This is a genomic window from Streptomyces sp. NPDC041968 (assembly GCF_055589025.1).
The window spans coordinates 217,977-244,010 of record NZ_JBVJCB010000009.1 but is presented as its reverse complement, the minus strand read 5'-3'; the positions used below and the strand labels follow the sequence as shown (position 1 = coordinate 244,010).

The window sequence follows — 26,034 nt, the reverse complement described above, 5'->3', positions numbered from 1 at the left end:
CCGAGAGCGCGGGGACGGGTCCGGGTGGCGCATGGCGGTCCGCCGCCTCTATACGATGGCGCCCCGGACGGGGACTGCGGCGGAAGGAGGCGGGGCAGTGACGGATGACCGGCGTCCGCGGCGGCGGGGGCAGGGCGAGCTGGAGGCGCTGGTGCTGTCGGCGCTGCGCGAGGCGGACGGCCCCGCGACGGCCGGCTGGGTGCAGGAGCACCTCGGTGGCGACCTCGCCTACACCACGGTGATCACGATCCTCACCCGGCTCCTGGAGAAGGGGGCGGTCAGCCGTGAGCGCGCGGGCCGGTCCTTCGCCTGGACACCCGCGGACCAGGCGGGTCTCGCCGCGCGGAAGATGCGCAAGGTCCTCGACGCCGAGAGCGACCGCGAAGCCGTGCTGGCCAGCTTCGTCACCGGCCTCGACCCGGACGACGAGCGGTTGCTGCGCGAGCTGCTCAGGCAGGCCCGCGACGCGGGGGACGGCTGACGCCGCATGGGGGTCTTCGTCTTCCTGCCGCTGGTCCTGCCCCTGACGGCGTGGCCGATCGCCCGGCTGGCCGAACATCACCTGCACCCGCGGACCGCGACCCGGCTGCTCACCGCCGTGGCCGCGGTGATGGCGCTGTGCAGCACGGTGTGCCTGGCCCTCGTGATGGTGGTCGGCACCGCGCAACTGCCCGGCAACCCCCTGCCCGACGGCTGGTCCGATCCCGAGGTGCGGGCGGCGGTGCCGTACGACGAGGTCGTCGGCAAGGCGGCGATCCCGGCGTTGTGCGCGGTGGTGCTGGCCTCGGCCCGTGCCCTGTGGCGGCACGGCCGGGTCCGCCGCCGCGCGCACCGCGCGCTGGAGGGACTGCCGGGCACCGCGGTGGCCGTGCTCCCCGACGACGTGCCCTACGCGTACGCCCTGCCCGGCGGCCGCCGGGACCGCGTGGTGGTCAGCAGGGCGCTGCTCGACCGTCTCGAACCGGCCGAACGCCGTGCGCTGTTCGCCCACGAGCGGGCCCACCTGACCGCCCGGCACCACCGCTTCCTGCTCGCCGTCCGGCTCGCCGCGCTGGCCAACCCGTTCCTGCGGCCGTTGCGGACCGCCGTGGCCTACACGGCGGAGCGGTGGGCGGACGAGGTGGCCGCGCGGGTGGTCGGCGACCGCCGCGCGGTGGCGACCGCGATCGGCAGGGCGGCCCTGGTCTCCCGCGGTGGCCCGGTCGCCACCCTCGCCGGTCTCGCCGCGCCCGGCCCGGTCCCACGCCGGGTGGCGGCCCTGCTGGGACCCGCCCCCGCGGCCCGCACCTGGCCCTCGCTGTTCACCTCGGTGGGCCTGGCGGCCTGGGCCGCGGCCGCCGGAGCCGCCGCGTCGGCGATGTCGTCCGCGAACGCCGCCGTGACGATGTTCCTCATCCTCCGCGCCGCGACGCCCCTCTGACCGGCGCACGGGGAGACCTTCGACCCGGCGGCGCCGCGCCACGTACCGAGCCGAACGCGACCGGCGTCAGTCGTCCGTCAGCCCGGCGGCGAGGGAGGCCCCCAGTTCCCAGCAGGCCTCCAGGTCGGCCTTGCCGGGCTCACCGGCCACGCTCACCGCCGGTGCGGCACGCTGCCAGCCGAGTCCCGTGGTGACCGACTCGATGGAGCGCACCGCGCCGGTCGTGTCGCTGCCGCCGTGCACGTAGTAGCCGAACGGCCGGCCCCGCGTCCCGTCCAGGCAGGGGTAGTAGACCTGGTCGAAGAAGTGCTTCAGCGCCCCGGACATGTAGCCCAGGTTGGCCGGGGTGCCCAGCAGGTATCCGTCGGCCTCCAGTACGTCGACCGCCGTGGCCGCCAGCGCCGCGCGCCGGACCACCCGTACCCCCTCGATCTCGGGGGCGGTCGCCCCGGAGACGACGGATTCCAGCATCGCCTGGCAGTTCGGCGAGGGCGTGTGATGCACGATCAGCAAAGTGGCCACCCCCGAAGCCTGCCGCTCTCCACCCGCCGACCGCAAGAAGCGCCACCCCGTACGACGTGACACAGACCGTCACTCGCGACACCGGCCGTCACTCGCGCCCCGGGCCGCCGAGCCGGTGGGTCGGTTGTCGGCCCGTCCGGAACCAGCGCCGACGGCCCGCGGACCCGCGGGGCGGCCTGCGCCGGCCGCGCCGCGCCGCGGCTCACGCCTCGGGTGTCCCCTCCGCGGCAGACAACGGTGAAGGACAGGTCCTCGAAGACAGATGTGTCGTCGGGTCAGGCGAAGGACAGGTGGGAACAGCGGACGGCGGCGTCGGACACGAGGGCAGCGGCAGAAGGCTGCCCGGGGCAGATCGGGGGGAGGGGACGACGACGAGGCCACCGCGGGGTGGCGCTTCCGTGCGCCCGCGTGTCCGTTCAGACCCGGTTATCACTCGAGGTGTCGTCTTCACCTGCGGCGATCCGTGGCCGGGCACCGCGGGTCCGCTGAGCGGGGGTAAAGTCGGCTCGCCGCTCAGCCCGTGCCGGACCGGGCGCCGCGGCCCGACGGTTCGTCGTCGTGATCCGGCGAGGGGAGCCATGACCAGTACGCAGGAACCGCCCGAGCTGACCGGGCCGACCCTTGCGGTGCGCGACGCACCGTCCACGTCGGTCGAGGAACGCGTCACGCGCATACGGCGCCGTCTGGAGCGCCTCATCGGGATCGCGGCGACCGAGGGCAACTCCCTCACCGCGCTCCGCAACGGGGACGAGATATTCACCGCCATGCTGGCCGCGATCCACCGCGCCGAGCACACGGTGGACATGATGACGTTCGTGTACTGGAAGGGCGACATCGCCCGCCGGTTCGCGGAGGCCCTGGCGGAGCGGGCCCGTGCCGGGGTGCGGGTGCGGCTGTTGCTGGACGGGTTCGGCAGCCGGCTGATCGAGGCGGAGCAGCTGCGCACGATGGAGCGGGCCGGGGTGCAGGTGGCCTGGTTCCGCAAGCCGCTCTACCTCTCGCCGCTCAAGCAGAACCACCGCTGTCACCGCAAGGTCCTCGTCGTGGACGAGGAGACCGCCTTCACCGGCGGGGTGGGGATCGCGGAGGAGTGGTGCGGCGACGCCCGCAACCCGCAGGAGTGGCGCGACACGCATGTCGAGGTCCGCGGCCCCGCGGTGGACGGCATCGCCGCGGCCTTCGCTCAGAACTGGGCCGAGTGCCACGACGAGCTCTTCGACGAACGCGACCGGTTCGTCGAGCACCGCCCGCAGGGTGGTTCCATCGTGCAGGTGGTGCGCGGCTCGGCCAGTTTCGGCTGGCAGGACATGCAGACGCTGATCCGCGTGATGCTGGAGTCGGCGGAGGAACGCGTCCGTCTGGCCACCGCGTACTTCTCGCCGGACGCGTACTTCGTCGAGCTGCTGTGCGCCACGGCGCGGCGCGGGGTCGAGGTGGAGATCGTGCTGCCGGGTCCGTACACGGACAAACGGGTCTGCCAGCTGGCCGGACAGCACTTCTACGAGGACCTCACCGCGTGCGGGGTGAAGATCTACCAGTACCAGCCGACGATGCTGCACGCCAAGGTGGTCACCGTCGACCGCGTCGCCGCCCTGATCGGTTCCACGAACTTCAACCGCCGCTCGCTCGACCACGACGAGGAGGTCATGCTCGCGGTGCTGGACCAGGAGTTCACCGCGACCCTGGACGGGCACTTCGACGCGGACCTGGAGGTCAGCGAACTGATCCGGGCGGACAGGTGGAAGAGACGCTCCGTCGCCCAGCGGGCACGGGAGCTCGCCGTCCAGCCCATCCGCCGGTTCCTCTGACCCGGGGCCCCGCATCCGCGGTACCTCCGCCCCCGCGGACGACGGGAGCGGAGGACAGGATGAGCCGCTTGCCGTCCGCGCGGCCGCCGTCCGAGGCGTCCGGGACCGCCTCGCACCCTGGGCGACGAGCCGGCCCTGGGCCGTGATCCGGCCCCCGGCCAGGACCCGGCCCCGGATCGTGCCCCGACCCCAGGTCGCCACCCTCCCCCACCCCCGACGACCGCGAACCCGGAAAGGGAACCCTCCTCCGTCATGTCCCGCACCTGGACCACCCGCGCCGAGACCGACGCCGACGTACCCGCCGTCCGTGACATCGTCCGTGCCGCCTTCCCCACTCCCGAGGAGGCCGACCTCGTCGACGCGCTGCGTGCCGACCCCGAGGCGTGGATCGAGGGACTGTCCCTCGTCGCGGTGGACGACGAGGACCGTCCCGTGGGCCACGCCCTGCTGACCCGCTGCCACATCGGCGACAGCCCGGCGCTCTGCCTCGCACCCGTCGCCGTCCAACCCGGGCGGCAGCGCGGCGGCGCCGGCTCGGCGGCCGTACGGGCCGCGCTGGACGCCGCCAGGCGCCGGGGGGAGCACCATGTCGTCGTGCTGGGGCATCCCGAGTACTACCCCAGGTTCGGCTTCGGCCGGGCCTCCGCACACGGCATCCGCGTGACCTTCGACGTCCCGGACGAGGCCCTCATGGCCCTCGCACTGGACACCGGCCACCCGCTGCCCGCCGGAACCGTCCGCTACGCGGCACCGTTCGGCATCTGACGGCCGCGGCGCCCTGCCGCGGGCCGGTGCGGTCGCGCGCGAGCGCTGTGCCGGGCGTGCGAGGGGCCGCCCACCGGGTGTGGTGGACGGCCCCTCGCAGGCGGTGTCGCGTGGTGCTCCGACGGGTCAGCCGACCGGGGACGCCGGTCCGCTGTCCGCCTTCGACGCGGTGTCACCCGAGCGCTGCCCGGGGACGCCGACCGGTGCGCCCAGGACGGCCTCGCCGGCCTCCTCGGCCAGACGCTCCATGCCGCTGGTGGTCTTCAGCGGCTTCTCCTTGATGAAGACCACGGCGACGAGCGCGAGCAGTGCGAAGGGAGTGGCGACCAGGAACAGGTCGGCGGTGGCCACACCGTAGGCGTGCTGCACGATCTCGCGCATCGGGGCGGGGAGCGTGCTCATGTCCGGGACGCTGTGCGCGCCGCCGCCCGAGTCGCCCTCGGCCGCTCCGGCGGCGCCCGCCTTCTCCAGCCCCTTGGTCATCTCGCTCGCGACCCGGTTGGCCAGGATGGCGCCGAGCACACTGGTGCCGATGGTGCCGCCCATGCTGCGGAAGAAGGACAGCACGGAGGTCGCGGCGCCCAGCTCGGCCGCGGGCACGTCGTTCTGCGCGGCGAGCACCAGGTTCTGCATCAGCATGCCGACGCCGACGCCGAGGACGGCCATGTAGAGGCTGAGCAGCCCGAAGTGGGTGTCGGCGTCGATCAGGGAGAGCAGCGCGAGACCGACGGTCATGACGACCGCGCCCGCGACCAGGTAGCTCTTCCACTTGCCGGTCCGGCTGATCAGCTGTCCGGCGACGGTCGAGGACACCAGCAGGCCCAGGATCATCGGCAGGCTCATCAGGCCCGCGACGGTCGGCGACTTGCCGAGCGAGACCTGGAAGTACTGCGAGAGGAAGACGGTCCCGCCGAACATGGCGACACCGACCAGGAGGCTGGCGACGGTGGTCAGGGTGACCGTGCGGTTCTTGAAGATGTCGAGCGGGATGACGGGCTCGTCGGTGCGGGCCTCGACGAGGACGGCCAGACCCAGCAGCAGCACGCCGCCGATCACGAGCGCTGCGGTCTGCCAGGACGCCCAGTCGAACTGGTTGCCGGCCAGCGAGACCCAGATGAGCAGCGCGCAGACGCCGGCGACGATCAGGAAGGCTCCGAGCCAGTCGATCTTCACCTGGCGCTTGACCGTGGGCAGCTTCAGCGTGCGCTGCAACAGGAAGATGGCCAGTAGCGCGAACGGCACGCCGATGAAGAAGCACCAGCGCCAGCCCAGCCAGTCGGTGTCGACCAGCACACCGCCGATGAGCGGTCCGGCCACCGTACCGACGGCGAAGACGGCGCCGAAGATGCCCGAGTATTTGCCCAGCTCCCGGGGCGGGATGATGGCGGCCATCACGACCTGCGCGAGCGCGGTGAGACCACCCGCGCCGATGCCCTGCACGACCCGGCTGAAGATCAGCAGCGTCGTGTCGTGCGAGAAGCCCGCCAGCAGCGAGCCGACCACGAACATGCCCAGGGACGCCTGGAGCAGCAGCTTCTTGTTGAAGAGGTCGGACAGCTTGCCCCACAGGGGCACGGTCGCGGTCATCGCCAGGAGTTCGGCGGTGACGACCCAGGTGTAGGAGGACTGGCTGGCGCCCAGGTCGGCGATGATCGTCGGCAGTGCGTTGGACACGACGGTGCCCGCCAGGATGGCGACGAACATGCCGGCCATCAGGCCGGACATGGCCTGGAGTATCTGCCGTTGGTTCATGGAGGGGGGAGGCGCGTCGGCGGGCGCCTGAGCTGCGGTCACGACTTCTCTTTCGACAGTGGTGTGTGGGTGATCGGCGCGGGCCGGGCCGGGCTCGGCGCCGGAGCGCGCGGATCGGACGACGGGTGGCGGCACGGCGCCGGCTCGGAAGCCGGGCGGCCGGTGCGGTGGTCAGGCGGGCGGCGCCGGCAACCCGGCGGCGAGGAGGGTGAACACCTCCTGGAACACGTCGCGGAAGGCGCGGACCTCCGAGCGGGCGCACCAGTGGTCGATGCTGACCCGGACGGCGGTGACCGCCACCGCGGCCAGCAGCCGGGGGTAGAGGTCCAGCGCCTGGCGCCGCTCCTCGTCGGAGGCGGCCGGCGGGTCGGGGGCGTCGCCGCATGTGTCGCCGGGGGCGTCGGTGACCGAGCGCATCCGTTCGGCGATGGCCTCGGCCAGTTCGGTCTCGTCCGCCATGTGCGCGCCGAGACTGCGCACGAACAGGTGCGGCGCGGCGCGCAGCACCTGTCCGTGCAGGCGCCACAGCTCGTGCTGCTGCTCGGCCTCGGCCAGCTCCGCCGCCAGGGCGTCGCGCAGCGCTTCGAGCGGGGTGAGTGCGGCCGGTGCGGCGAGCAGCGCGCGGCGCACGTGCGCGCTGGTCTCGGCACCGGTCAGGACGAAGACGTCGTCGCGGGTGTCGAAGTAGTTGAAGAAGGTCCGCACCGACACTCCGGCCGCGGCGCTGATCGCCTCCACGGTGACCTTCTCCGCGCCGTGCTCGGCGGCCAGGCGCACCGCGGCCTCGGTGAGCGCGACACGTGTGGCCCGCTTCTTCCGCTCGCGCAGACCGACCCCCGCGGCACCTTTCTCCGACATAAGTTGCATGGTATGCAAAGATGCACGACATGCAAAATTGACAGGTGCCATCCCCAGGGGCGGGACCGGGCCGCGGTCGGCTCCGCGTGCCACCGGCGCACATCCGGCGTGCGGTACGGAAGTCGGGGTAAGCGGACCGTCGACACGGCCGCCACCGGGGTCGGCGCCAGTGACGGCCGTGCCGTTGGTGCGCGCACGGGACCCGGGGCGGGAGGAGCACCGGCCCGGCGAGTCGCCCCCCGCGATCCGCCGGGCCCGGCACCGGCACGTGAGGCGACGGCGACGTGACCCGAACGGCCCTGTCGGGTACCCGAGGCCTTCACGCGGGGTTGGGATGGGCGGGGGGCACCCCGGTCCATGCCGGCCCGACCGCCGTCCCGCAACGGAAAGGACCCCGGATGTCCGACGACACCCAGCAGGCGCCCGCCGCGCTCACGGACGAGGAGCTCGCCGGCCTGGACGCCCACTGGCGCGCCGCGAACTACCTCTCCGTCGGCCAGATCTACCTCATGGCCAACCCCCTGCTGACCGAGCCCCTGCGCCCCGAGCACGTCAAGCCGCGCCTGCTGGGCCACTGGGGCACCTCGCCCGGCCTCAACCTGGTCCACACCCACCTCAACCGGGTGATCAAGGCCCGCGAGCTGGACGCCCTGTGCGTCTGGGGCCCGGGCCACGGCGGGCCCGCGGTCCTGGCCAACTCCTGGCTGGAGGGTTCGTACACCGAGACCTATCCGGACGTCACCCGGGACGCGGCCGGCATGGCCCGGCTGTTCAAGCAGTTCTCGTTCCCCGGTGGCGTCCCCAGTCATGTCGCTCCCGAGACGCCGGGCTCCATCCACGAGGGCGGTGAACTCGGGTACGCGCTCTCGCACGCCTACGGTGCCGCCTTCGACCGTCCCGACCTGGTGGTCGCCTGCGTGATCGGTGACGGCGAGGCCGAGACGGGCCCCCTGGCCACGTCCTGGCACTCCAACAAGTTCCTCGACCCGGTGAACGACGGCGCCGTCCTGCCGATCCTGCACCTCAACGGATACAAGATCGCCAACCCGACGGTGCTCGCCCGCCTCCCCGAGGCCGAACTCGACGACCTGCTGCGCGGTTACGGCCACGACCCCCTCCATGTCACCGGTGACGAACCGGCCGCCGTCCACCGCGCGATGGCCCGCGCCATGGACACCGCCCTCGACCGCATCGCCGCCCTCCAGCGGGCCGCCCGCGAGGAGGGAGCCGGGGAGCGCCCCCGCTGGCCGATGATCGTGCTGCGTACGCCCAAGGGCTGGACCGGCCCGGCGGAGGTCGACGGCCTGCCCGTCGAGAACACCTGGCGCGCCCACCAGGTCCCCCTGTCCGCCGTGCGGACCGACCCGCAGCACCTGCGGCTGCTGGAGCAGTGGCTGCGCTCCTACCGGCCGGAGGAACTGTTCGACGACGCAGGGAGCCCCCGGCCCGCCGTCCTCGCCTCCGTGCCCGAGGGCGCCCGCCGCCTGGGCGCCACCCCCTTCGCCAACGGCGGGCTGCTCCTGCGCGAGCTGCCCCTGCCGCCGCTGGAGAAGTACGCCGTCCAAGTGGACCGGCCCGGCGCGAGCACGCACGAACCCACCCGCGTCCTGGGCGACCTGCTGCGGGACGTCATGGACGCCACCGCCGGCCGCCGCGACTTCCGCCTCGTCGGACCCGACGAGACCGCCTCCAACCGCCTCCAGGCGGTCTACGCCGCCAGCGGCAAGGCCTGGCAGGAGCGGACGCTCCCCGTCGACGAGGACCTCGACCGGCACGGGCGCGTGATGGAGATCCTCTCCGAACACACCTGCCAGGGCTGGCTGGAGGGCTATCTCCTCACCGGCCGGCACGGTCTGTTCTCCTGCTACGAGGCCTTCGTCCACATCGTCGACTCGATGGTCAACCAGCACATCAAGTGGCTCAGGGTCACCAGGCGCCTGCCCTGGCGCGCCCCCATCGCCTCCCTGAACTACCTGCTCACCTCCCACGTCTGGCGGCAGGACCACAACGGCTTCTCCCACCAGGACCCCGGCTTCGTCGACCACATCCTCAACAAGAGCCCCGAAGCCGTCCGGGTCTACCTGCCGCCGGACGCCAACACCCTGCTCTCCGTCGCCGACCACGCCCTGCGCAGCCGCGACTACGTCAACGTGATCGTCGCCGGCAAGCAGCCCTGCTTCGACTGGCTGTCCCTGGAGGAGGCCCGGGTGCACTGCGCGCGCGGCGCCGGCATCTGGGAGTGGGCCGGCACCGAGGACGGCAGCCGCGAACCCGACGTCGTGCTCGCCTGCGCCGGCGACGTGCCGACCCAGGAGGTACTGGCCGCGGCCCAGCTGATCCGCCGCCACCTGCCGGACCTCACCCTGCGCGTCGTGAACGTCGTCGACATCGCCCGGCTGCTGCCCAGCGGGGAACACCCGCACGGCATGAGCGACTTCGAGTACGACGGCCTGTTCACCGCCGACAAGCCGGTCGTCTTCGCCTACCACGGCTACCCCTGGCTGATCCACCGGCTCGCCTACCGGCGCACCGGCCACGCCCACCTGCACGTGCGCGGCTACAAGGAGATCGGGACCACCACCACGCCCTTCGACATGGTGCTCGGCAACGACATGGACCGCTACCGCCTAGTCATGGACGTCATCGACCGCGTTCCCGGCCTCGCCGTGCGCGCGGCGGCCGTCCGGCAGCGGATGGAGGACGCCCGGCTGCGCCACCACGACTGGATCCGCGAACACGGCGTCGACCTGCCCGAGGTCGCCGACTGGTCCTGGGAGGACTCGCGGTGACCGCCACCCCCTCGACCTGGGACTACGACCACTACGACCCGGCACAGGAGCGGCTGCGCGAGTCGCTGTGCACGCTCGGCAACGGCTACTTCGCCACGCGCGGCGCGCTGCCCGAGTGCGTAGCGGACGACGTGCACTACCCGGGCACCTACGTGGCCGGCTGCTACAACCGGCTCACCTCCGCCGTCGCCGGGCGCGAGGTGGAGAACGAGGACATGGTCAACCTGCCCAACTGGCTGCCGGTGCGCTTCCGGGTGGCCGGCGGGGAGTGGCTCACGCCGGACACCGCCGAGGTGCTCGACCACCGCCAGACCGTCCACCTGGACTCGGGCGTGCTGGAGCGCCGTACGCACCTCGGCATCGGCCAGGGACGCGTGCTGTCCGTGCGCCAGCTGCGCATGGTGCACATGGGCGACCCGCACCTCGCCGCCCTGCGCACGGAGTTCACGGTGGACACCGGTTCGGCGGAGATCGAGGTGGAGGCGGCACTCGACGGCGGCGTCACCAACGCGGGGGTGCCCCGCTACCGGGAGCTGGAGGGCCGCCACCTGACCCACGTGCACACCGGCACGGGCGGCGACGACACGGTGTGGCTGCGCTGCCGCACCCGCACCTCCGACATCCGGATCGGCATGGCGGCCCGTACGACGGCCGACGCGCCCGTCACCCCGGCACGCGAGCACCTGCGGGTGGCCCAGCGCACCACCGTGCGGCCGGAACCGGGGCGCACGGTGACCGTCGACAAGATCGTGGCCCTGCACACCTCACGCGACCCGGCGATCAGCGACCCGCTGCAGGCCGCCCTCGACCGGGTCGCCGGCGCCCCCGGCTTCGACGAGCTGCTGGTGTCGCACCGCACGGCCTGGGGCCAGCTGTGGCGCCGCGCCGAACTCGACGTACCCGGCGAGGCCGGCAGCATCCTGCGCCTGCACCTCTTCCACGTGCTGCAGACCCTCTCGCCGCACACCGCCGACCTCGACGCCGGCGTACCGGCGCGGGGGCTGCACGGGGAGGCCTACCGCGGGCACGTCTTCTGGGACGAGCTGTTCGTCCTGCCCTACCTCAACCTGCACTTCCCCGAGGTGTCCCGGGCCATGCTCCACTACCGGCACCGGCGCCTGGAACGCGCCCGCGCCGCCGCCCGCGCGATCGGCAGACGTGGCGCGCTGTACCCCTGGCAGAGCGGCAGCGACGGGCGCGAGGAGACCCAGCAACTGCACCTCAATCCGCGCTCGGGCCGCTGGCTGCCCGACCACTCCCACCTCCAGCACCACGTGGGATCGGCCATCGCCTACAACGTGTGGCAGTACTGCGAGGCGAGCGGCGACGCCGAGTTCCTGCACACCAAGGGCGCCGAGACGCTGCTGCAGATCGCGCGCTTCTGGGCGGACTCCGCCACCTGGGACGAGCACCTCGGACGGCACCGCATCCGCGGCGTGGTCGGCCCCGACGAGTACCACGAGGCCTATCCCGGCGCCGCCGCTCCCGGCCTCGACGACAACGCGTACACCAACGTCACGGCCGCCTGGGTACTGGCCCGCACCCTGGAAGTACTGAACGACCTGCCCGAACCGCGCCGCCGTGAACTCGTCGAGCGGACCGCCTTGGACGACGGCGAACTCGAACAGTGGGAGAACGTCTCCCGCACCCTCCACGTCCCCTTCCACGAAGGCGTGGTCAGCCAGTTCGAGGGGTACGGCGACCTCGCCGAACTCGACTGGCAGGGTTACCGCGAGCGGTACGGCGACATCCGGCGCCTGGACCGCCTGCTGGAGGCCGAGAACGACAGCGTCAACCACTACCAGGCGTCCAAGCAGGCCGACGTCCTGATGCTCGGCTACCTGTTCTCCCCGACCGAGCTGCGCTCCCTCTTCGACCGGTTGGGGTACCGCCTGGACGAGCTGACGTGGCAGCGCACCGTCGACTACTACCTGGCCCGCACCAGTCACGGCTCCACCCTCAGCGGACTCGTCCACGGCTGGATCCTGGCCCGGGCCCGCCGCGCCGAGGCCTGGACGTACTGCCAGGAAGCGCTCAAGGGCGACGTCGCCGACCTCCAGGGCGGCACCACCGGCGAGGGCATCCACCTCGGGGCCATGGCGGGCACCCTCGACCTCGTCCAGCGCGGGCTGACCGGCCTGGAGACCCGCTCCGGCGCCCTGTGGCTGGACCCGGTGCCCCTGCCGGAACTGTCGTCGTACGGGTTCTCCATCCGCTACCAGGGCCACTGGGGCGTGCGGCTGCGGCTGGAGCACGGCCGGCTGGAGATCGCCGTGCCGTCCTCCGGCCGCCTGCCGATCGACGTCCGGCTGCCGGACCGCGCGGTGCGCCTCCAGCCGGGCGACACCTGCCGGCTGGCGCTCCCGGACTGACCGCCGGGCCTCAGTCCCACAGGGGGTAGGTCACCGTGCCGGGGGACCCGGCCGGCCGGCCGTCGGTGTAGGTCAGGGTCATCCGGGTGTAGTGCCGCTCGCCCGGGTCCTTCTCCCAGGCCCGCGGCTGGTCGAGCCGGACGGTCACGGGATAGGAGTGGAACGTGCCCTCGGCGCAGTAGGGGACGCAGTCGTTGACGGCGTTGGTGCCCCGGCCCACCGCGGCCTGAGCGTCCCACCGGGACCACTGCATCGAGACCAGGCGGCTGTTGCCGTCACCGCAGGCGAGCACGAACGTCCCGGGCCGTACGTCGGGCCGCGAGGAGCAGTCGACGAGCACCGGGTCCCGCGACTGCTGCGACGTGCGTTCCCCCGACGGTGCGGCGGAGGCCGTGCCCAGGGGTACGGCGAGCGCGGCGGCGGCACAGAGTGTGACCGCGGTCCTCATCGGTTTGCTGCCCATGTCTGCTCCCAGCAGTCTCGGGATCGCTCGGCTCCGCTCTCCTTCCCGTACCGACCGTACGGCCGGCTCAGCGAACGCACCACTCGTACGGCCCAGCGGGCAACGCAACCTCTCGCACGGCCCGGCGGGCGGGAGCGGGACGCCGTGCACGAGGGGCGCCGGCCGAACCGCCCGCGTCCGTCTCCCGCGCCCTCGCCGGGCCGGTTCGTGCGACAAGACGCCGATTGCATCCGCCGGGTGGCAGTGGGGGGCGGCCCGCAACCGCCGCGGCCGCCCCGGTGTCTCCTGCGGTCAAGAACGGCGAACCCACCTGCGGAGGACCGCGGTATGCACCCGATGACTGCCTCGACCGCCACCGACCCGACCCGCCCGCGCTCCCGCGACACCCAGGGCGACTTCCTGCTCCAGCCGCCCGACCCCGCGCAGCGGGTGCCCTGCCGCATCGACCCCGTCGACCTGCGGCGCCTCGGCCTGCTCGCCCTCCTGACGGCGGCGGGCATCGCGCCCTCCGCCGGGGACCGGTCCGCCATCGCCCGGCTCAGCGAACTGCCCGGCGACGTGCACGCGGCACTGCGCCGGTGGCTGGAGCAGGCGTACGGCTTCTGCCGCTGACGTCCCGCCCGGCGTCCGCGGGACGGTCTCAGAAGTCGACGGGGTCCCGCACCAGCGGGCAGGTCATGCAGTGGCCTCCGCCGCGGCCCCGGCCCAGTTCCGCACCCACGATGGGCACGACCTCGATACGGGCCTCGCGCAGCAGGGCGTTGGTCTGGGTGTTGCGGTCGTAGGTGAACACCACCCCCGGTTCCACCGCGACGGCGTTGTTGCCGCTGTCCCACTGCTGGCGCTCGGAGGCGTAGGCGTCGCCGCCCGTCTCCACCACCCGCAGCGAGGAGAGGCCGAGTGCCTTGGCGACGACGTCGACGAACGGGGTCGTGCCCTCGTCGACGACGTCGAAGCCGGGGCCCCGGTCGCCCGGACGCAGGGAGAAGGTGTGCACCCCGTCCATGATCCGCGGGTAGAGGGTCACCACGTCCCGGTCGGCGAAGGTGAACACGGTGTCCAGGTGCATGGCCGACCGCAGCTTCGGCAGTCCGGCGACGACGACGTGCTGTGCGGCACCGTCGCGGAACAGCGCGGCGGCGACCTGGGTGATGGCCTGGCGAGAGGTCCGCTCGCTCATGCCCATGAGGACGACGCCGTTGCCGACCGGCATGATGTCACCGCCCTCGAAGGTGGCCTGACCCCAGTCGAGTTCGGGGTCGCCCCACCACACCCGCGAGCCCTTGAAGTCGGGGTGGAAGGTGTAGATCGCCTTCATCAGCAGCGTCTCGTCGTGCCGTGCGGGCCAGTACAGCGGGTTGAGGGTGAGGCCGCCGTACAGCCAGCAGGTGGTGTCGCGGGTGTACAGGGTGTTGGGCAGCGGCGGCATCAGGTACTCGCGTGCGCCGGTGGACTCGCGGGCGAGTGCGAGGTGGGGGGAGCGGAAGTCCTCGGGAAGGTCGCTGGTGGCCAGCCCGCCGACGAGGTACTCGGCGAGTTGCCTGGGCGACAGGGTCTCCAGGTAGGCGCGGGTCGCGTCGACGAGGCCGATGCCGACCCGGTTGGCGACGATCTTCCGGTCCAGGAGCCATGCCCTGGCCTCCGGGAGGGCCATGATCTGGGCCAGCAGGTCGTGCAGCTCCACCACCTCCACCCCGCGCCGCCGCAGTTCACCGACGAACGCGGCATGGTCGCGCTGGGCGTTCTCCACCCACATCACGTCGTCGAAGAGCAGGTCGTCCGAGTTGGTGGGGGTGAGCCGCCGGTGTGCGAGTCCGGGGGAGCACACCAGGACCTTGCGCAGCCTACCGACCTCGGAGTGGACGCCGAGGGCGGGTCGGGCGGTGCCTTCGTTGCCGGTCACACTGGCTCCCTTGGGGGTGCGGGGCGGGGAGGACTGGAGGGGGCGCGGTTCACAGGCTGATCCACCCGGCCACCAGGGCCACGACCCCGAGCACCGCGCCGGCCACGGAGACGGCCAGGACGACGAGTTCCCCCGGGGAGAACAGCCGCCGGCCCTGCTCGCGCCGGGCCATGACGAACAGGACGGTCGCCGGGGCGTAGAGGACGAAGGAGACCAGCACGTACTTCGGGCCCGCGGCGTACAGCAGGAACACGGTGTACACCGTGGCGACGACGCCGACGACCAGTTCGCGCCGTGAGGTCCGGCCGCCCTCGGTGCGCGGGTCGTCCCGGACACCGAGCCGCACCGCGAAGGCCGCGGCCAGCAGGTACGGGATCAGGGAGAGGGCACTGGTCAGGTTGAGGGCGAAGTCGAAGGCGTCGTCGGAGAAGCTGGTGGCGATCAGCACCACCTGGGTGAGCAGCGAGCTCATCAACAGGGCCGGCACGGGCACGTCGACGGCGTTGGCGCGGCGCAGGAAGCGCGGCATGTCGTCGTCCTGGGCCGCGACGAAGAGCACCTCGGCGGCCATCAGCGTCCAGGCGAGGTAGGCGCCCAGCACCGACACGATCAGGCCGACGCTGATGAACACCCGGCCCCAGGTCCCGACGGCCGCCTCCAGGACGCCCGCCATGGACGGCTGGCGCAGGCCGGCGATCTCGGCCATCGGCATGATGCCGTACGACACGATGGTCACCGAGGCGAAGACCGCGAACACGCTGAGGAAGCCGAGCACCGTCGCCCTGCCCACGTCGGAGCGGCGTCGGGCGTGCCGGGAGTAGACGCTGGCACCCTCGACGCCGAGGAAGACGAACACGGTGGCCAGCATGGTGCCGCGCACCTGGGAGAACAGCGAACCGGAGTAGTCCGCGCCACCGAAGTTGTCGGCGAACACGCTCGGCCTGAAGTACACCAGGGCCAGGACGACGAAGAAGACGATGGGGACGAGCTTGGCCACCGTGACGACCTTGTTGATGGCCGCCGCTTCCTTCACCCCGCGCCGGATCATCCAGAAGAACGCCCACAGCCCGATCGAGGACAGGACGACCGCGACGGCGGTGTCCCCGTCGCCGAGGACCGGCCAGATCGAGCCGACGGTCGACATGATGAGGACCCAGTAGGTCACATTGCCCACACAGGTGCTGGCCCAGTAGCCGAAGGCCGCGAAGAAGCCCGGGTACTCGCCGAAGCCCGCCTTGGCGTACGCGTACACGCCGGCGTCCAGGTCGGGTCTGCGGACGGCGAGGGACTGGAAGACGAAGGCCAGCATCAGCATGCCGGTACCGGCGATCGTCCAGGCGATCAACGCCCCGGCGACGCCGGTCTCCTCGGCGAACCGCCCCGGCAGCGAGAAGACGCCGGCACCCACCATCGACCCGACGACCATGGCTGTCAGGGTGAACAGCGGCAGCTTCGCGGCCGGCGGGGCCTCCCCGGCGGCGTCGGACGTGGCGGCCTGCGGCATGCCGTTCCTCTGGGTCGCGGTGCGGTTGCGACCACTGTGCATCACGGGGTGAGGTCGGGCATCTCGTCCCCGGCCCGCGCCCACCGGACGGTGCCGGCCGGAGGGTCACTGTCCGGTGCGCAGGTCGGTACCGCGCCGGGCGAGGGTGAGCACGCCCGCGACGATGAGGGCAACGCCCAGCAGTTGCGGCACGACCCACCAGCCGCCCCGCACGTCCTCCTGGTACAGGGCCACGCCGAGCAGGAGGCTCACCGCCGCGTCCCCCAGGGTGAGGGCGGGCTGGGAGGCCACCAGCGGGCCGCCCTGCATGGCGTGCTCCAGCAGCAGCACCGCGCCCACACCGGCCGCGGCGAACGCGTAAGTCTGCCAGGTGGTCAGGAAGCCCGTCACGCCCTCGGTGTCCAGGACCCGCATCGAGTCCTTCATCAGAGCGGCCGTCAGGGCGTAGCACACGGCCGTGGCCGCACCGAGGCAACCGGCGCGGGCCTTGCCCACGGGGCGCCTCAGACCGGCCGCGGCCAGCACTACGGCCGCTCCGGCACAGGCAGCCAGGGCGGGCAGCCAGCGGTCCAGCGCCACCTCGGCCTCGCCTCCGTCGGGAGCGGCCGACGCCAGCGCGATGCCGAGCCCGACGACCACCGAGCCCACGGCCAGCCACATGGCACGGGGCAGGCTGCGGTGGGTCATCAGCGAGGCCAGCAGCAGGGCCAGCGGAAGCTCCAGCACGAACAACGGCTGTACGAGTGACAGGGGCCCGGTCGCGAGAGCCACCGCCTGGCCCACACCGGCGACGACGACGGCGAGCATGCCGGCGATCCAGACCGGCTGCCGCAGCAGGTCCACGACGAGTCCGGGGCGGAACCCCTGGGACTGCGGCACGCTCAGTGCGGCCCGCCGCTGGAGCACGGTGGCCAGCGCGTTGCTGAACGCGGCGAGAAGTGCGAAGAGCACCGGCAGTACAACACCCATCCACCGATCCTCACCCTGTTCACCCGCGGGCGCGCGCCGCGCCGCACCGCACGGCGGCGGGTGCGGACGGAGCCGGCGCCTGTCGGCGCCGGTTGCGTCCGCGGTCAGTTGTCGCCCGGCGCGGTGGGCTCCTCCGTCCCGGCGTCCCGCTTCTGCTGCGCGCCCGGCGCCTCGGTGGCCGTGTAGTAGACCGAGGTGCCCTGCTTGGTGCGCTGGGCCAGGTTCTTGGCGACGAGCCCTTCGAGGGTGGTGCGGACGACCGTGGTCTTGATGGTGCGTCCGGCGTGGGCCGCGTCCAGCGCCGTGGTGACCTCGGCGGCGGAGCGCGGTTCCTTCTGCTCGGTGAGGTGCTGGCGCACCAGCTCCACCAGGGTGGGCTGGGCGGGCTGCTTCGCGGAGGGGGCGGTGGACGAGGCGGCGGCCCCGGTCGCGGCCTGCGCCGGCGTCTTCTTCGCCGCGGGCTTCCCGGCGGACTTGGTGGCCGGCTTCGCGGTGGCCTTGGTTGCCTTGGTGGCGGGCTTGGCGGACCTGGCGCCCGACTTGGGCGCGGCGGCGCGCTGGGGAGCGGTGGCGGCCTTGCCGCCCCGCTTCCGCTTACCGGCGGCCGGCTTCTCGGTGGCACCGCCACGGGGAGCGGGCACGGTCGCCGCGTCGGTGGCGGCCGGAGCCGGCGCGGTCGCCTGCTGGGCCGGCGGCGCGGCGATGCCGAGCGCCTGCTGCACGTTGACCAGGAGCGCGTGGTCGTGCTGGAGCGCGGCCAACTGCTGCTGCAGGGCGGTGATCTCCCCGCTGACGCGTTCCTGCTCCTTGACGTTGCGCTCCAGGTCGTCGGTGACCTGGACGCTGTACTGCGACGCCAGTTCGGTGGCGGCCTGCATCGTGCTCTCGGACATGGTGGTGACTCTCCTCGATTCGCGGCCGTGAAGGCTCGGGAGGAACGGCGGGACGTCGGGCGCGGGATGTGGCGAACCATGTCCCGTCGGCGCCCGGCAGCGGAGAACAGGCGACTGTCGCCGACTGTGCTGACACAGATAGTACGGACGGTGGGTGCTGCTTGTTCCCCTGTTTGCTGCCGGGCCGGTATACCACGTATGGCCGTCAACGTGGTATGTGTCGACGGTTCTTCGCGCGCATGTTCGGGCCGCGGGTCCTCCGTACTCACTCGCCGTCGGACACCTCGACGGTCTTCCCGTCCCGGTCGACCGTGTGCGTCTGCCAGTAGGTGTCCCACTCGTCTCCGACGTGCTCGGGGACCTTGCCCTCGGGGAAGCGGGTGTATCCCTCGGGCGGTTCCTCGCCGTCGGGGACACAGGTGCGGCCGGTGCCGCCGGTGGTCATGACCGGGTACTCGCCACCACCGCAGACGGCATCCTGTGTCGAGCAGCCGGTCAGCACCGCGGCGACCGCCGCACCCGCGAGCACCAGGCGCCGGACGGATCGTGTCGCGTGGTTGACTCCGGTGGCGGACGGGCGGTGAAGTCGGCCGGTGATGTGCACGACGGGTTCCTCCTGGTGACTGGACTGGCCGGCCTCCCTCGTCGACGGGAAGCGGTCGGGTGGGGTGGACACGGGTACTCAGCCGGACGGGCCGGAACGCCTGACCCCGGAGGCCGAACGGTCCACCTGGCGCGTGGCCTCCCGCGCCTCGTGCTCGGCCCGGGCCAGCGCGTCCGCGGCGGTGTGGCCCCGCTCCTCGGCGTCCCGCCGTTCCCGTTCGGCCCGGTCGAGTCTCTCCCGCGCCTGCCGCAGTTGTTGTTCGGCGGCGGACAACTCCGCACGCGCCCGGCCGTGTTCGTCCTGCGTCCGCCGCAGCGAGGCGTCGGCGTCCGCCTGTTCCGCGCGCCTGTCGCGCAGCAGTCGCGCCGCCCGCTCCGCCGCCTGTTCGGCGCGGTCGAGTTCCTCCTGCCGCCTGCGGCGCCGCTCGGCGAGTTCGTCCTTCGTCCGGCCCGCCGGCTTGCCGCGAGGTGTCCCGGGCCGGGACGGCCGCTCCGGCGGCGCGGGCTCGGCCGGGGCGCCGTCCGCGGGGAACCCGGACGGGGGAGTGAGCGACACCGCCAGATGTCCGCCGGCCCACCGGTCGGCCGCTTCCGGGTCCGCGAGTACCGCGCGCAGGGTCGCCTCGACCTCCCGCCGCGCCGCCTCCGACAGCGGGTGCCCCGCCTCGCCGGCGAGCTGGGCCGCCTGCCGGGACAGCGCGGAGACGATGCGCCGGCGCTGGTCGGAGAGTTCCCTGAGCCCGGCGGCGTCCAGGGTGCGATGTGCGTCGCGCAGCGCCCGTCCCAGTTCCAGGAACCGGCCGGCCTCCTCCGGTCGGGAGTGCGTCAGCAGGTTCGCCGCCCAGGCCGCGAGCGTGGGCCGCCGGGCGGCGTGGAGCCGGCGCGCGTCCTCCTTGCGGCCGGCGGTCCTCGCGGCCGCGGCATGTTCCTCGCGGCGGGAGACGAAGTCGGAGGGAGGCGTGGTGTAGAGCTCGTCGAGAACCGACTCGACCCGAGCCGCGCCGCGTCCGCCGCTCGCCCGGCCGTGTCCGCCGCTGCTGCGCCGCATGGGACCTCGCCTCCTGCCGACGTCTAGGGCCGCCCCGGCCGCGACGCCACGGGCATCGCCGCCGCCTCCTCGTCGTCGTAGACCAGGAGTCCGTCCGCCCGCAGACGCGCCCCCGGGGTGGGGGAGTGCGCCGTGAGGCGGCCGTCGTGCATGAGGTGGGCCACGGGACGGTCCCGGGCCAGCACGGCGAAGTCCGCGACGAGGCGTCGGTGGCACCGCCACCACACCGCCTCGCCGCACATCACCGCGGTGCGTTCCCGCGACACCTGGTCCAGCAACGCGTCCATGGCGGCGACGAACTCCGGCGAACGGGTGTGACCGGCGTAGCCCCGGAACGAGGCGTTGCGCCAGACGACGTCGGGCGAGTCCGGCGCGGGCCTGCGGAACCCGCCCAGCCGCCGCTCCCACCGGTAGGCGAGCCCCTCTTCCGGCAACCACCGCGCCAGCCGCTCGCACAGCAGGTCGGGGTCGCGCCGGCTGCCCGGCGCGGTCCTGACGTCGACCACGGCGGTCACGCTGGCACCGCGCAGCAGTTCCGCCAGGGCCGTGCGGCCCGCGGTGCCGTGTCCGAACGTGACCAGACGGGGCTGGGACATGTGGTCGGGGTCCCCGCACCGCCGGCACTCATGCCTGCGGCCGCCGACGGCCGTTTGTCCGCCGGTCTCCGTCCCGGAACCGACCGAACGGACCGTGCCGCTCACCCGGTGCCCGAGCGCGGGTTGCTCAAGGGCACGTTGCCTAAAAGCTTTAGGTAATTGCATAATAGGTGGAGGCAAGCGGGAGGACGGGACTGTGGCGCGTGTGGGGCTGACCACCGACCGACTGGTGCGGGCGGGTGCGGACCTGGCCGACGAGGTGGGCTTCGACCAGGTGACGGTCTCCGCCCTGGCCAGGCACTTCGACGTCAAGGTCGCGAGCCTGTACTCGCACGTGCGCAACTCCCAGGACCTCAAGACCCGGATCGCCCTGCTCGCCCTCGCCGAACTCGCCGACCGGGCAGCCGCGGCACTGGCGGGACGGGCCGGCAAGGACGCCCTCGCCGCCTTCGCGGACGTCTACCGCGACTACGCTCGGGAGCACCCGGGCCGCTATGCGGCGGCCCGGCTGCGCCTGGACCCGGAGACGGCGGCGGACAGCGCCGGCGTCCGCCACGCCCGGATGACCCGGGCGATCCTGCGCGGCTACCACCTGACCGAACCCGACGAGACCCACGCGGTCCGACTGCTGGGCAGCGTCTTCCACGGCTACGTCAGCCTCGAGCTGGCCGGAGGCTTCAGCCACAGCGCCCCCGACAGCCAGGAGACCTGGACCCGCATCGTGGACGCCCTCGACGCCCTGCTGCGCAACTGGCCCGCACAGTGAGCCGCGCAGCCTGAAGCCCGCGCTGTGCACATCCCGAACCACCCATCGGCCGGAGGCGGCATGAACACCGACCACGACTGGATCACCACGCCGATCACGCGGGAACTCCTGCGCGGCGCCCTCGACGTCGAACGCACCGAGCACGGCCTGCTGCCGCACCGGCTGCCCGCCCGGGCCCGCGCGCAGAACACCGACGGACAACTGGCCATGGCCGAGTCCCAGCCGTCCGGCGTCCGACTCGCCCTGCGCACCCGGGCCACCGCGCTCGAACTGGACACGCTGCCCACCAAGCGGGTCTACGCCGGAGCCCCGCCGCGTCCGGACGGCGTCTACGACCTGCTCGTCGACGGCCGCCCGGCGGGCCGGGGGACCGTCGTCGGCGGCAACACCCTGACCATCGACATGACCACCGGCACGGCGGCGGTCGAGCCCGGCCCGGTCGGCACACTGCGCTTCACCGGCCTGCCCGAAGGCAGCAAGAACATCGAGATCTGGCTGCCGCACAACGAGACCACCGAACTCGTCGCCCTGCGCACCGACGCTCCCGTCACACCCGCCCCCGACCCCGGACGCAGGGTCTGGCTGCACCACGGCAGCTCGATCAGTCACGGCTCGGACGCCGCGAGTCCCACCACCACCTGGCCGGCGCTCGCCGCGTCCCTCGGCGGTGTGGAACTCGTCAACCTCGGACTGGCCGGCAGCGCCCTGCTGGACCCGTTCACGGCGCGGGCCATGCGGGACACCCCGGCCGACCTGATCAGCGTCAAGATCGGCATCAACGTGGTCAACCACGACCTCATGCGGCTGCGTGCCTTCGCCCCCGCCGTGCACGGTTTCCTCGACACCGTCCGCGAGGGGCACCCCACCGTCCCGCTGCTGGTCGTCTCGCCGATCCTGTGCCCCGTCCACGAGGACACCCCCGGCCCCCTCGCCCCCGACCTCACCGGCCTCGGCGAGGGGCGGATGCGCTTCGTGGCCATGGGCGACCCGGCGGAACGAGCGAGCGGGAAACTCACCCTGAACGTCATCCGGGACGAGCTGGCCCGTATCGTCGCGCAGCGCACGGCCGACGACCCGAACCTGTACCACCTCGACGGCCGCGCGCTCTACGGCGAGGCCGACTCCGCCGAGCTGCCGCTGCCGGACAACCTCCACCCGGACGCGGCCACCCACCGCCGCATCGGCGAACGCTTCGCCGCACTGGCCTTCACCGGCGACGGCGCCTTCGCGGACGGACGCCGAGCCGGCGGACCCTGAAGGGCCGGGACCGAGGCAGGGAACCGAGGCGCTCGCGCGAACTGCGGCTGCTGCCCCGGGGCAACGTCACCGTCGTGGACGGACGTGCCGAGCACGCGGCGATCCCGTTCCGGTACGTCTGGCCCGCCGAGCTCGACCTGATGGCCCGGATCGCCGGGATGCGCCTTCGCGACCGGTGGGAGGGGTGGAGCGGGGAGCCGTTCACCCACGAGAGCCGCCGCCACGTGTCGGTGTGGGAGAAACCCGCCGACTGACCGCGGGGGCGGCGTCAGCGCCGCGACATGTAGAGCCCCAGGGCCCTGTGCAGCACCCTGTTGAGCGGATACTCCCACTCGCCCAGGTACTCCACGGCCTCACCGCCGGCGCCGGTCTTGAACCGCAGCAGCCCGAGCAGGTGGTTGTCCTCGTCCAGCGTGTCGGTGATGCCGCGGAAGTCGTAGACGGCCGCGCCGAGTTCATGGGCGTCGCAGATCATCCGCCACTGGAGGGCGTTGTTCGGCTGCACCTCGCGGCGGCGGGCGGTGGAGGCTCCGTAGGAGTACCAGACGTGCTCGCCGACGGTCAGCATCGTGGCGGCCGCGAGCACCTCCCCGTCGTGGTGCGCGAGGTACAGGCGCATGCGGTCCGGGTCCTCGGCCGTCAGCGCGGTCCACATGCGCTGGAAGTACGGGAGGGGACGCGGCAGGAACCCGTCCCGTTCGGCCGTCTCCGCATACAGCTCGTAGAAGGTCGGCAGGTCCTCCTGGTCGCCGCGGACCACCTTCACGCCCGCCTTCTCGGCCTTCTTGACGTTGCGGCGCCACTGCTGGTTGAAACCGCTGCGGATCTCGTCCGGCGAGCGTCCCGCGAGGGGCAGCTGGCACACGTAGCGGGGCTGGCCCGCGGCGAACCCGTCCTCGCCCCCGGGCTCGGTCCGCCGCCAGCCCATGCGGAGCAGCCGTTCGGCGACGCCGTCGGCCGCGGGCTCCCGCACGGTGGGCTCCACGTCGCCCAGCCGCCGGGCCTCCGGGTCGGCGATCGCCGCCTTGACCGTCTCGGCGCTCCAGCGCCGCGCCACCACCGGCGGCCCCATCCGCACCGAGAAGGCGCCCCGTCCCTTCAGGTAGGCGAGCATCGGCTCCAGCCACCGCTCCAGGTCCGGCGCGGCCCAGTCGAGAACCGGTCCCTCGGGCAGATACGCCAGATGCCGCCGGACCCCCGGCAACGCCCGCAGCAGCACCAGTCCGGCCCCCACCAGGTCGCCGCCCTCGTCGAACCAGCCGAGGCTCTCCGCCCGCCAGTCCGGCTTGACCTCTCCCCACGCCGGGGTCTGCAGGTGACTCACGGAAGACCGGGCGGCGACGAAGCGCAGGTGCTCCTCGCGGGTGATCGCCTTCAGGTGACAGGTCATGGGTGTGGCCCTTCGGTCGGAGGTCGACGGAGGGGACGGGCCGAGGCGCCGGTGCGATCGCCGTCCCCATGTCACAGGGAATACCGAAGGCGGCCGATCCGCGCGGGCTACCGGCTGTTCGTGCGGCGGCGCCCGCCCGCGCGCCGGGCCGCACCGACCCGTGACCCGTGTGCCCCGCCCGGCGCGCGAAGCGGCCACCGCGGTGGCAGCGTGGCCGGCCTGGGCGGTGGAGCGGACGGCGGAGCGGACGGAGCGGACGGCCATGGCACGGGCGATCTGGACGGGTGTGATCACCTTCGGGCTGGTGTCGGTGCCCGTCGGTGTGTTCACGGCGACGCAGGACCACACGGTCCACTTCCACCAGCTGCAGCGCGGCACCTCGGACCGCATCCGCAACAGACGGGTCAACCAGCGCACCGGCGAGGAGGTCGACGCCGGTGACATCGTCAAGGGCTACGAGGTGGGCGAGGGCGAGTACGTCGTCGTGGAGCCGGAGGAACTGGAGGAGATCGCACCCGGCCGCTCCCGCACCCTGGAGATCACCGACTTCGTCGACCTGGACCGGATCGCCCCGGTCTACTTCGACCGCACCTACTACGTCGCCCCGCGCGGCAAGGAGTACCTCAAGGTCTACGAACTCCTCCGCACCGCCCTCGCGGAGACCGGCAAGACCGGCGTCGCCACCTTCGTCATGCGCAACCGGCAGTACCTGACCGCCCTCCGCGCCGAGGACGAGGTCCTGGTGCTCCAGACCCTGCACTGGGCCGACGAGGTCCGGGACCCGGTCGAGGAACTGCCCGAGCTGCCGAAGGACCGGGCGGGACGGGGCAAGGAGCTGGACATGGCGCTGCGACTGGTCGACGCCCTGAGCGGTCCCTGGGACCCCGCCCGGTACCGCGACACGTACCAGGAGAAGGTCCGCGAGCTGGTGCGGGCGAAGGCCGAGGGCCAGGAGGTCGCCGTCGCGGAGGAAGCGCCCCGGGCCACGAACGTCGTCGACCTGATGGAAGCCCTGCGGGGCAGTCTGGAGCAGGCCGGCGGCAGCGGTGGGCGGGTGTCCGCGAAGGGCGGGCAGGGCGACCGGCCGTCCCCGGAGAAGAAGCAGAGGAAGCGGGCCTCCGCGGAGAGGAAGCAGGGGCCCGGGGAAAGCCGACAGGCCCCCGCGGAGAAGAAGCAGGGGCCCGGGAAGAAGAAGCCGGCGTCCGCGAAGAGCGGGAGCGGGGCCGGCGGACGGTCGACGGCCGACACGAGGAGCGCTCCCGGCAAGCGGTCCTCCGCACCGCGGAAGAAGGCCGCGGCCTCCTCCCGCAGGACGCCTCCGAGGGAGAAGCGGAGCGACCTGCGGGAGCTGAGCAAGGCGGAGCTCTACCGGAAGGCCGGTGACCAGGGCGTCACCGGACGGTCGAGGATGAGCCGCGAACAGCTCATCGACGCCCTCAGCGGTGCCGGGGGCCGCCGCAGGAGGACGGCCGCCGCCTGAGCCGCACGGCTCAGTGCTCGGTCAGCATGCCTTCGCGAAGGCGGGCCAGCAGGCGGGAGATCAGCCGGGAGACGTGCATCTGGGAGACGCCGAGGCGCTCGCCGATGTCCTTCTGGGTGAGCTCCTCCACGAAGCGCCAGTGGATGATCTGGCGGTCGCGCTCGTCCAGCTCGGCGATCATCGGGGCGAGCGCGTGGAAATCGTCCACCAGGGCGAGGGTGGCGTCGTCGGCGCCGATGAAGTCGGCGAGGGCGGACTCGCCGTCCTCGCTGCCGCTGATGGCCGCGTCGAGGGAGGCGGAGTTGTATCCGTTGGCCGCCAGGCGGGCCTCGACGACCTCGTCCTCCGGCAGGCTCATCAGCTCGGAGAGTTCCTTGGTGGTGGGGTTGCGGCCCAGCCGGCTGCGCAGCTCCTCGGTGGCCCGGGCCAGCTGGACGCGGGCCTCCTGCAGGCGGCGGGGCACGTGCACGGCCCAGGAGGTGTCGCGGAAGAAGCGCTTGATCTCACCGACGATGTAGGGCACGGCGAAGGAGGTGAACTCGACCTCGCGGGTCAGCTCGAAGCGGTCGATGGCCTTGATCAGGCCGATCATGCCGACCTGGACGATGTCCTCCATCTCCTCCGGTCCGCGGCTGCGGAACCGGCCGGCCGCGAAGCGGACCAGGGACATGTTCATCTCGATGAGGGTGTTGCGCGCGTACTGGTATTCCGGCGTGCCCTCTTCGAGGACCGTCAGCTGCTGGAAGAAGAGCTTCGACAACTCCCGCGCGTCCTTCGGTGCCACCTTGGACGGGTCCGCCACCTCCGGCATGCCCGTGGTGGTGTGCTCGGTGATCCGTGCGGTCATCGTCGCCATGATGTTCCCTCCCAGTCGAT

At 72.9% G+C, this 26,034-nt stretch carries 23 protein-coding genes and 1 pseudogene; 11 read left to right on the top strand and 13 right to left on the bottom strand.

Annotated elements, in window-relative coordinates:
- Nucleotides 1-55: 55 nt before the first annotated feature.
- Together ACZ6EG_RS22920 and ACZ6EG_RS22915 are read left to right on the top strand one after the other, a co-directional pair.
- Complete coding sequence (locus ACZ6EG_RS22920; RefSeq protein WP_391970707.1) at nucleotides 56-481, top strand: BlaI/MecI/CopY family transcriptional regulator; 426 nt, start codon at nucleotides 56-58, stop codon at nucleotides 479-481.
- Nucleotides 482-487: 6 nt separating this feature from the next.
- The gene (locus ACZ6EG_RS22915) at nucleotides 488-1,420 is read left to right on the top strand and encodes a M56 family metallopeptidase (RefSeq protein ID WP_391970559.1); all 933 of its coding nucleotides are present in this window, start codon (nucleotides 488-490) and stop codon (nucleotides 1,418-1,420) included.
- Nucleotides 1,421-1,486: 66 nt separating this feature from the next.
- Here ACZ6EG_RS22915 and ACZ6EG_RS22910 read toward each other — a convergent pair whose 3' ends face one another.
- Nucleotides 1,487-1,942, bottom strand: a complete 456-nt coding sequence (locus ACZ6EG_RS22910; protein ID WP_391970558.1) for a flavodoxin family protein — start codon at nucleotides 1,940-1,942, stop codon at nucleotides 1,487-1,489.
- 578 nt (nucleotides 1,943-2,520) lie between these two features.
- Here ACZ6EG_RS22910 and ACZ6EG_RS22905 point away from each other — a divergent pair.
- Both ACZ6EG_RS22905 and ACZ6EG_RS22900 read left to right on the top strand, forming a co-directional pair.
- Entirely contained in the window at nucleotides 2,521-3,750 is a 1,230-nt protein-coding gene (locus ACZ6EG_RS22905; RefSeq protein ID WP_391970557.1) for a phospholipase D-like domain-containing protein, read from the top strand.
- Nucleotides 3,751-4,002: 252 nt separating this feature from the next.
- Nucleotides 4,003-4,515, top strand: a complete 513-nt coding sequence (locus ACZ6EG_RS22900) for a GNAT family N-acetyltransferase (RefSeq protein ID WP_391970556.1) — start codon at nucleotides 4,003-4,005, stop codon at nucleotides 4,513-4,515.
- 126 nt (nucleotides 4,516-4,641) lie between these two features.
- Here the strand turns inward: ACZ6EG_RS22900 and ACZ6EG_RS22895 are convergent, their stop codons facing one another.
- Complete coding sequence (locus tag ACZ6EG_RS22895) at nucleotides 4,642-6,267, bottom strand: MDR family MFS transporter (RefSeq protein WP_469607335.1); 1,626 nt, start codon at nucleotides 6,265-6,267, stop codon at nucleotides 4,642-4,644.
- Nucleotides 6,268-6,438: 171 nt separating this feature from the next.
- On the bottom strand, nucleotides 6,439-7,134 hold the full coding sequence (locus ACZ6EG_RS22890) for a TetR/AcrR family transcriptional regulator (RefSeq protein WP_391970555.1): 696 nt from the start codon (nucleotides 7,132-7,134) through the stop codon (nucleotides 6,439-6,441).
- Nucleotides 7,135-7,523: 389 nt separating this feature from the next.
- Between ACZ6EG_RS22890 and ACZ6EG_RS22885 the strand changes: the two genes are divergently transcribed.
- Together ACZ6EG_RS22885 and ACZ6EG_RS22880 are read left to right on the top strand one after the other, a co-directional pair.
- A complete protein-coding gene (locus tag ACZ6EG_RS22885) occupies nucleotides 7,524-9,914 on the top strand; it encodes a phosphoketolase family protein (protein ID WP_469607082.1) in 2,391 nt (796 codons plus the stop codon).
- A complete protein-coding gene (locus ACZ6EG_RS22880; protein WP_391970553.1) occupies nucleotides 9,911-12,286 on the top strand; it encodes a glycoside hydrolase family 65 protein in 2,376 nt (791 codons plus the stop codon). The genes ACZ6EG_RS22885 and ACZ6EG_RS22880 overlap by 4 nt, the downstream gene beginning before the upstream one ends.
- A 10-nt stretch (nucleotides 12,287-12,296) precedes the next feature.
- Here the strand turns inward: ACZ6EG_RS22880 and ACZ6EG_RS22875 are convergent, their stop codons facing one another.
- Nucleotides 12,297-12,749, bottom strand: coding sequence for a hypothetical protein (locus tag ACZ6EG_RS22875; RefSeq protein ID WP_356604779.1), 453 nt, complete (start codon nucleotides 12,747-12,749; stop codon nucleotides 12,297-12,299).
- Nucleotides 12,750-13,076: 327 nt separating this feature from the next.
- Here ACZ6EG_RS22875 and ACZ6EG_RS22870 point away from each other — a divergent pair, with 327 nt between their 5' ends.
- Nucleotides 13,077-13,361 carry a hypothetical protein gene (locus ACZ6EG_RS22870; protein ID WP_469607078.1) on the top strand — a complete coding sequence of 95 codons (285 nt, stop codon included), beginning with the start codon at nucleotides 13,077-13,079 and terminating at the stop codon, nucleotides 13,359-13,361.
- A 28-nt stretch (nucleotides 13,362-13,389) separates the two neighbouring features.
- On the opposite strand, the gene ACZ6EG_RS22865 is transcribed toward ACZ6EG_RS22870, so the two are convergent.
- The 7 genes from ACZ6EG_RS22865 to ACZ6EG_RS22835 all read right to left on the bottom strand — a co-directional run bounded on the left by ACZ6EG_RS22865 (nucleotide 13,390) and on the right by ACZ6EG_RS22835 (nucleotide 20,265).
- Complete coding sequence (locus ACZ6EG_RS22865) at nucleotides 13,390-14,652, bottom strand: arginine deiminase (RefSeq protein ID WP_469607075.1); 1,263 nt, start codon at nucleotides 14,650-14,652, stop codon at nucleotides 13,390-13,392.
- 49 nt (nucleotides 14,653-14,701) lie between these two features.
- Nucleotides 14,702-16,156 (bottom strand): basic amino acid/polyamine antiporter, encoded by a 1,455-nt coding sequence (locus tag ACZ6EG_RS22860; protein WP_469607073.1) that lies wholly within the window; start codon nucleotides 16,154-16,156, stop codon nucleotides 14,702-14,704.
- Between the two features lie 105 nt (nucleotides 16,157-16,261).
- Nucleotides 16,262-17,125 carry a DMT family transporter gene (locus tag ACZ6EG_RS22855; RefSeq protein WP_469607070.1) on the bottom strand — a complete coding sequence of 288 codons (864 nt, stop codon included), beginning with the start codon at nucleotides 17,123-17,125 and terminating at the stop codon, nucleotides 16,262-16,264.
- A gap of 104 nt (nucleotides 17,126-17,229) precedes the next feature.
- Nucleotides 17,230-18,018 (bottom strand): hypothetical protein, encoded by a 789-nt coding sequence (locus tag ACZ6EG_RS22850; RefSeq protein WP_469607067.1) that lies wholly within the window; start codon nucleotides 18,016-18,018, stop codon nucleotides 17,230-17,232.
- A gap of 265 nt (nucleotides 18,019-18,283) precedes the next feature.
- On the bottom strand, nucleotides 18,284-18,622 hold the full coding sequence (locus ACZ6EG_RS22845) for an SCO0607 family lipoprotein (RefSeq protein ID WP_391970706.1): 339 nt from the start codon (nucleotides 18,620-18,622) through the stop codon (nucleotides 18,284-18,286).
- A 78-nt stretch (nucleotides 18,623-18,700) separates the two neighbouring features.
- Nucleotides 18,701-19,669: a hypothetical protein gene (locus tag ACZ6EG_RS22840; protein WP_469607064.1), complete on the bottom strand. Its 969-nt coding sequence runs from the start codon at nucleotides 19,667-19,669 to the stop codon at nucleotides 18,701-18,703.
- A gap of 23 nt (nucleotides 19,670-19,692) precedes the next feature.
- Nucleotides 19,693-20,265 (bottom strand): DUF488 domain-containing protein, encoded by a 573-nt coding sequence (locus tag ACZ6EG_RS22835; RefSeq protein ID WP_469607062.1) that lies wholly within the window; start codon nucleotides 20,263-20,265, stop codon nucleotides 19,693-19,695.
- A 196-nt stretch (nucleotides 20,266-20,461) separates the two neighbouring features.
- On the opposite strand from ACZ6EG_RS22835, the gene ACZ6EG_RS22830 reads away from it, so the two are divergent.
- The 3 genes and pseudogenes from ACZ6EG_RS22830 to ACZ6EG_RS22820 form a co-directional block, all read left to right on the top strand.
- Nucleotides 20,462-21,031, top strand: a complete 570-nt coding sequence (locus tag ACZ6EG_RS22830) for a TetR/AcrR family transcriptional regulator (RefSeq protein ID WP_361014865.1) — start codon at nucleotides 20,462-20,464, stop codon at nucleotides 21,029-21,031.
- A gap of 60 nt (nucleotides 21,032-21,091) precedes the next feature.
- Nucleotides 21,092-22,288, top strand: coding sequence for a GDSL-type esterase/lipase family protein (locus ACZ6EG_RS22825; RefSeq protein WP_469607057.1), 1,197 nt, complete (start codon nucleotides 21,092-21,094; stop codon nucleotides 22,286-22,288).
- A gap of 65 nt (nucleotides 22,289-22,353) precedes the next feature.
- Nucleotides 22,354-22,542 (top strand): annotated as a pseudogene (locus ACZ6EG_RS22820) (SAM-dependent methyltransferase); the annotation flags it as partial.
- Nucleotides 22,543-22,556: 14 nt separating this feature from the next.
- On the opposite strand, the gene ACZ6EG_RS22815 reads toward ACZ6EG_RS22820, so the two are convergent.
- On the bottom strand, nucleotides 22,557-23,678 hold the full coding sequence (locus ACZ6EG_RS22815; protein ID WP_391970544.1) for a lipid II:glycine glycyltransferase FemX: 1,122 nt from the start codon (nucleotides 23,676-23,678) through the stop codon (nucleotides 22,557-22,559).
- Between the two features lie 202 nt (nucleotides 23,679-23,880).
- On the opposite strand from ACZ6EG_RS22815, the gene ku reads away from it, so the two are divergent.
- Nucleotides 23,881-25,158: a non-homologous end joining protein Ku gene (gene ku / locus ACZ6EG_RS22810; protein ID WP_469607054.1), complete on the top strand. Its 1,278-nt coding sequence runs from the start codon at nucleotides 23,881-23,883 to the stop codon at nucleotides 25,156-25,158.
- A gap of 10 nt (nucleotides 25,159-25,168) precedes the next feature.
- Here the strand turns inward: ku and ACZ6EG_RS22805 are convergent, their stop codons facing one another.
- Entirely contained in the window at nucleotides 25,169-26,014 is an 846-nt protein-coding gene (locus ACZ6EG_RS22805) for an RNA polymerase sigma factor SigF (protein WP_391970543.1), read from the bottom strand.
- Nucleotides 26,015-26,034: the final 20 nt, after the last annotated feature.

Bases quoted from the DNA above. Each gene is read 5' to 3' on its own strand.
- ACZ6EG_RS22920 (WP_391970707.1), top strand. From the start codon at position 56: ATGGCGCCCCGGACGGGGACTGCGGCGGAAGGAGGCGGGGCAGTGACG.
- ACZ6EG_RS22915 (WP_391970559.1), top strand. From the start codon at position 488: ATGGGGGTCTTCGTCTTCCTGCCGCTGGTCCTGCCCCTGACGGCGTGG.
- ACZ6EG_RS22905 (WP_391970557.1), top strand. From the start codon at position 2,521: ATGACCAGTACGCAGGAACCGCCCGAGCTGACCGGGCCGACCCTTGCG.
- ACZ6EG_RS22900 (WP_391970556.1), top strand. From the start codon at position 4,003: ATGTCCCGCACCTGGACCACCCGCGCCGAGACCGACGCCGACGTACCC.
- ACZ6EG_RS22895 (WP_469607335.1), bottom strand. From the start codon at position 6,267: ATGAACCAACGGCAGATACTCCAGGCCATGTCCGGCCTGATGGCCGGC.
- ACZ6EG_RS22890 (WP_391970555.1), bottom strand. From the start codon at position 7,134: ATGCAACTTATGTCGGAGAAAGGTGCCGCGGGGGTCGGTCTGCGCGAG.
- ACZ6EG_RS22885 (WP_469607082.1), top strand. From the start codon at position 7,524: ATGTCCGACGACACCCAGCAGGCGCCCGCCGCGCTCACGGACGAGGAG.
- ACZ6EG_RS22875 (WP_356604779.1), bottom strand. From the start codon at position 12,749: ATGGGCAGCAAACCGATGAGGACCGCGGTCACACTCTGTGCCGCCGCC.
- ACZ6EG_RS22870 (WP_469607078.1), top strand. From the start codon at position 13,077: ATGCACCCGATGACTGCCTCGACCGCCACCGACCCGACCCGCCCGCGC.
- ACZ6EG_RS22860 (WP_469607073.1), bottom strand. From the start codon at position 16,156: ATGCCGCAGGCCGCCACGTCCGACGCCGCCGGGGAGGCCCCGCCGGCC.
- ACZ6EG_RS22855 (WP_469607070.1), bottom strand. From the start codon at position 17,125: ATGGGTGTTGTACTGCCGGTGCTCTTCGCACTTCTCGCCGCGTTCAGC.
- ACZ6EG_RS22850 (WP_469607067.1), bottom strand. From the start codon at position 18,018: ATGTCCGAGAGCACGATGCAGGCCGCCACCGAACTGGCGTCGCAGTAC.
- ACZ6EG_RS22840 (WP_469607064.1), bottom strand. From the start codon at position 19,669: ATGCGGCGCAGCAGCGGCGGACACGGCCGGGCGAGCGGCGGACGCGGC.
- ACZ6EG_RS22835 (WP_469607062.1), bottom strand. From the start codon at position 20,265: ATGTCCCAGCCCCGTCTGGTCACGTTCGGACACGGCACCGCGGGCCGC.
- ACZ6EG_RS22825 (WP_469607057.1), top strand. From the start codon at position 21,092: ATGAACACCGACCACGACTGGATCACCACGCCGATCACGCGGGAACTC.
- ACZ6EG_RS22815 (WP_391970544.1), bottom strand. From the start codon at position 23,678: ATGACCTGTCACCTGAAGGCGATCACCCGCGAGGAGCACCTGCGCTTC.
- ACZ6EG_RS22805 (WP_391970543.1), bottom strand. From the start codon at position 26,014: ATGGCGACGATGACCGCACGGATCACCGAGCACACCACCACGGGCATG.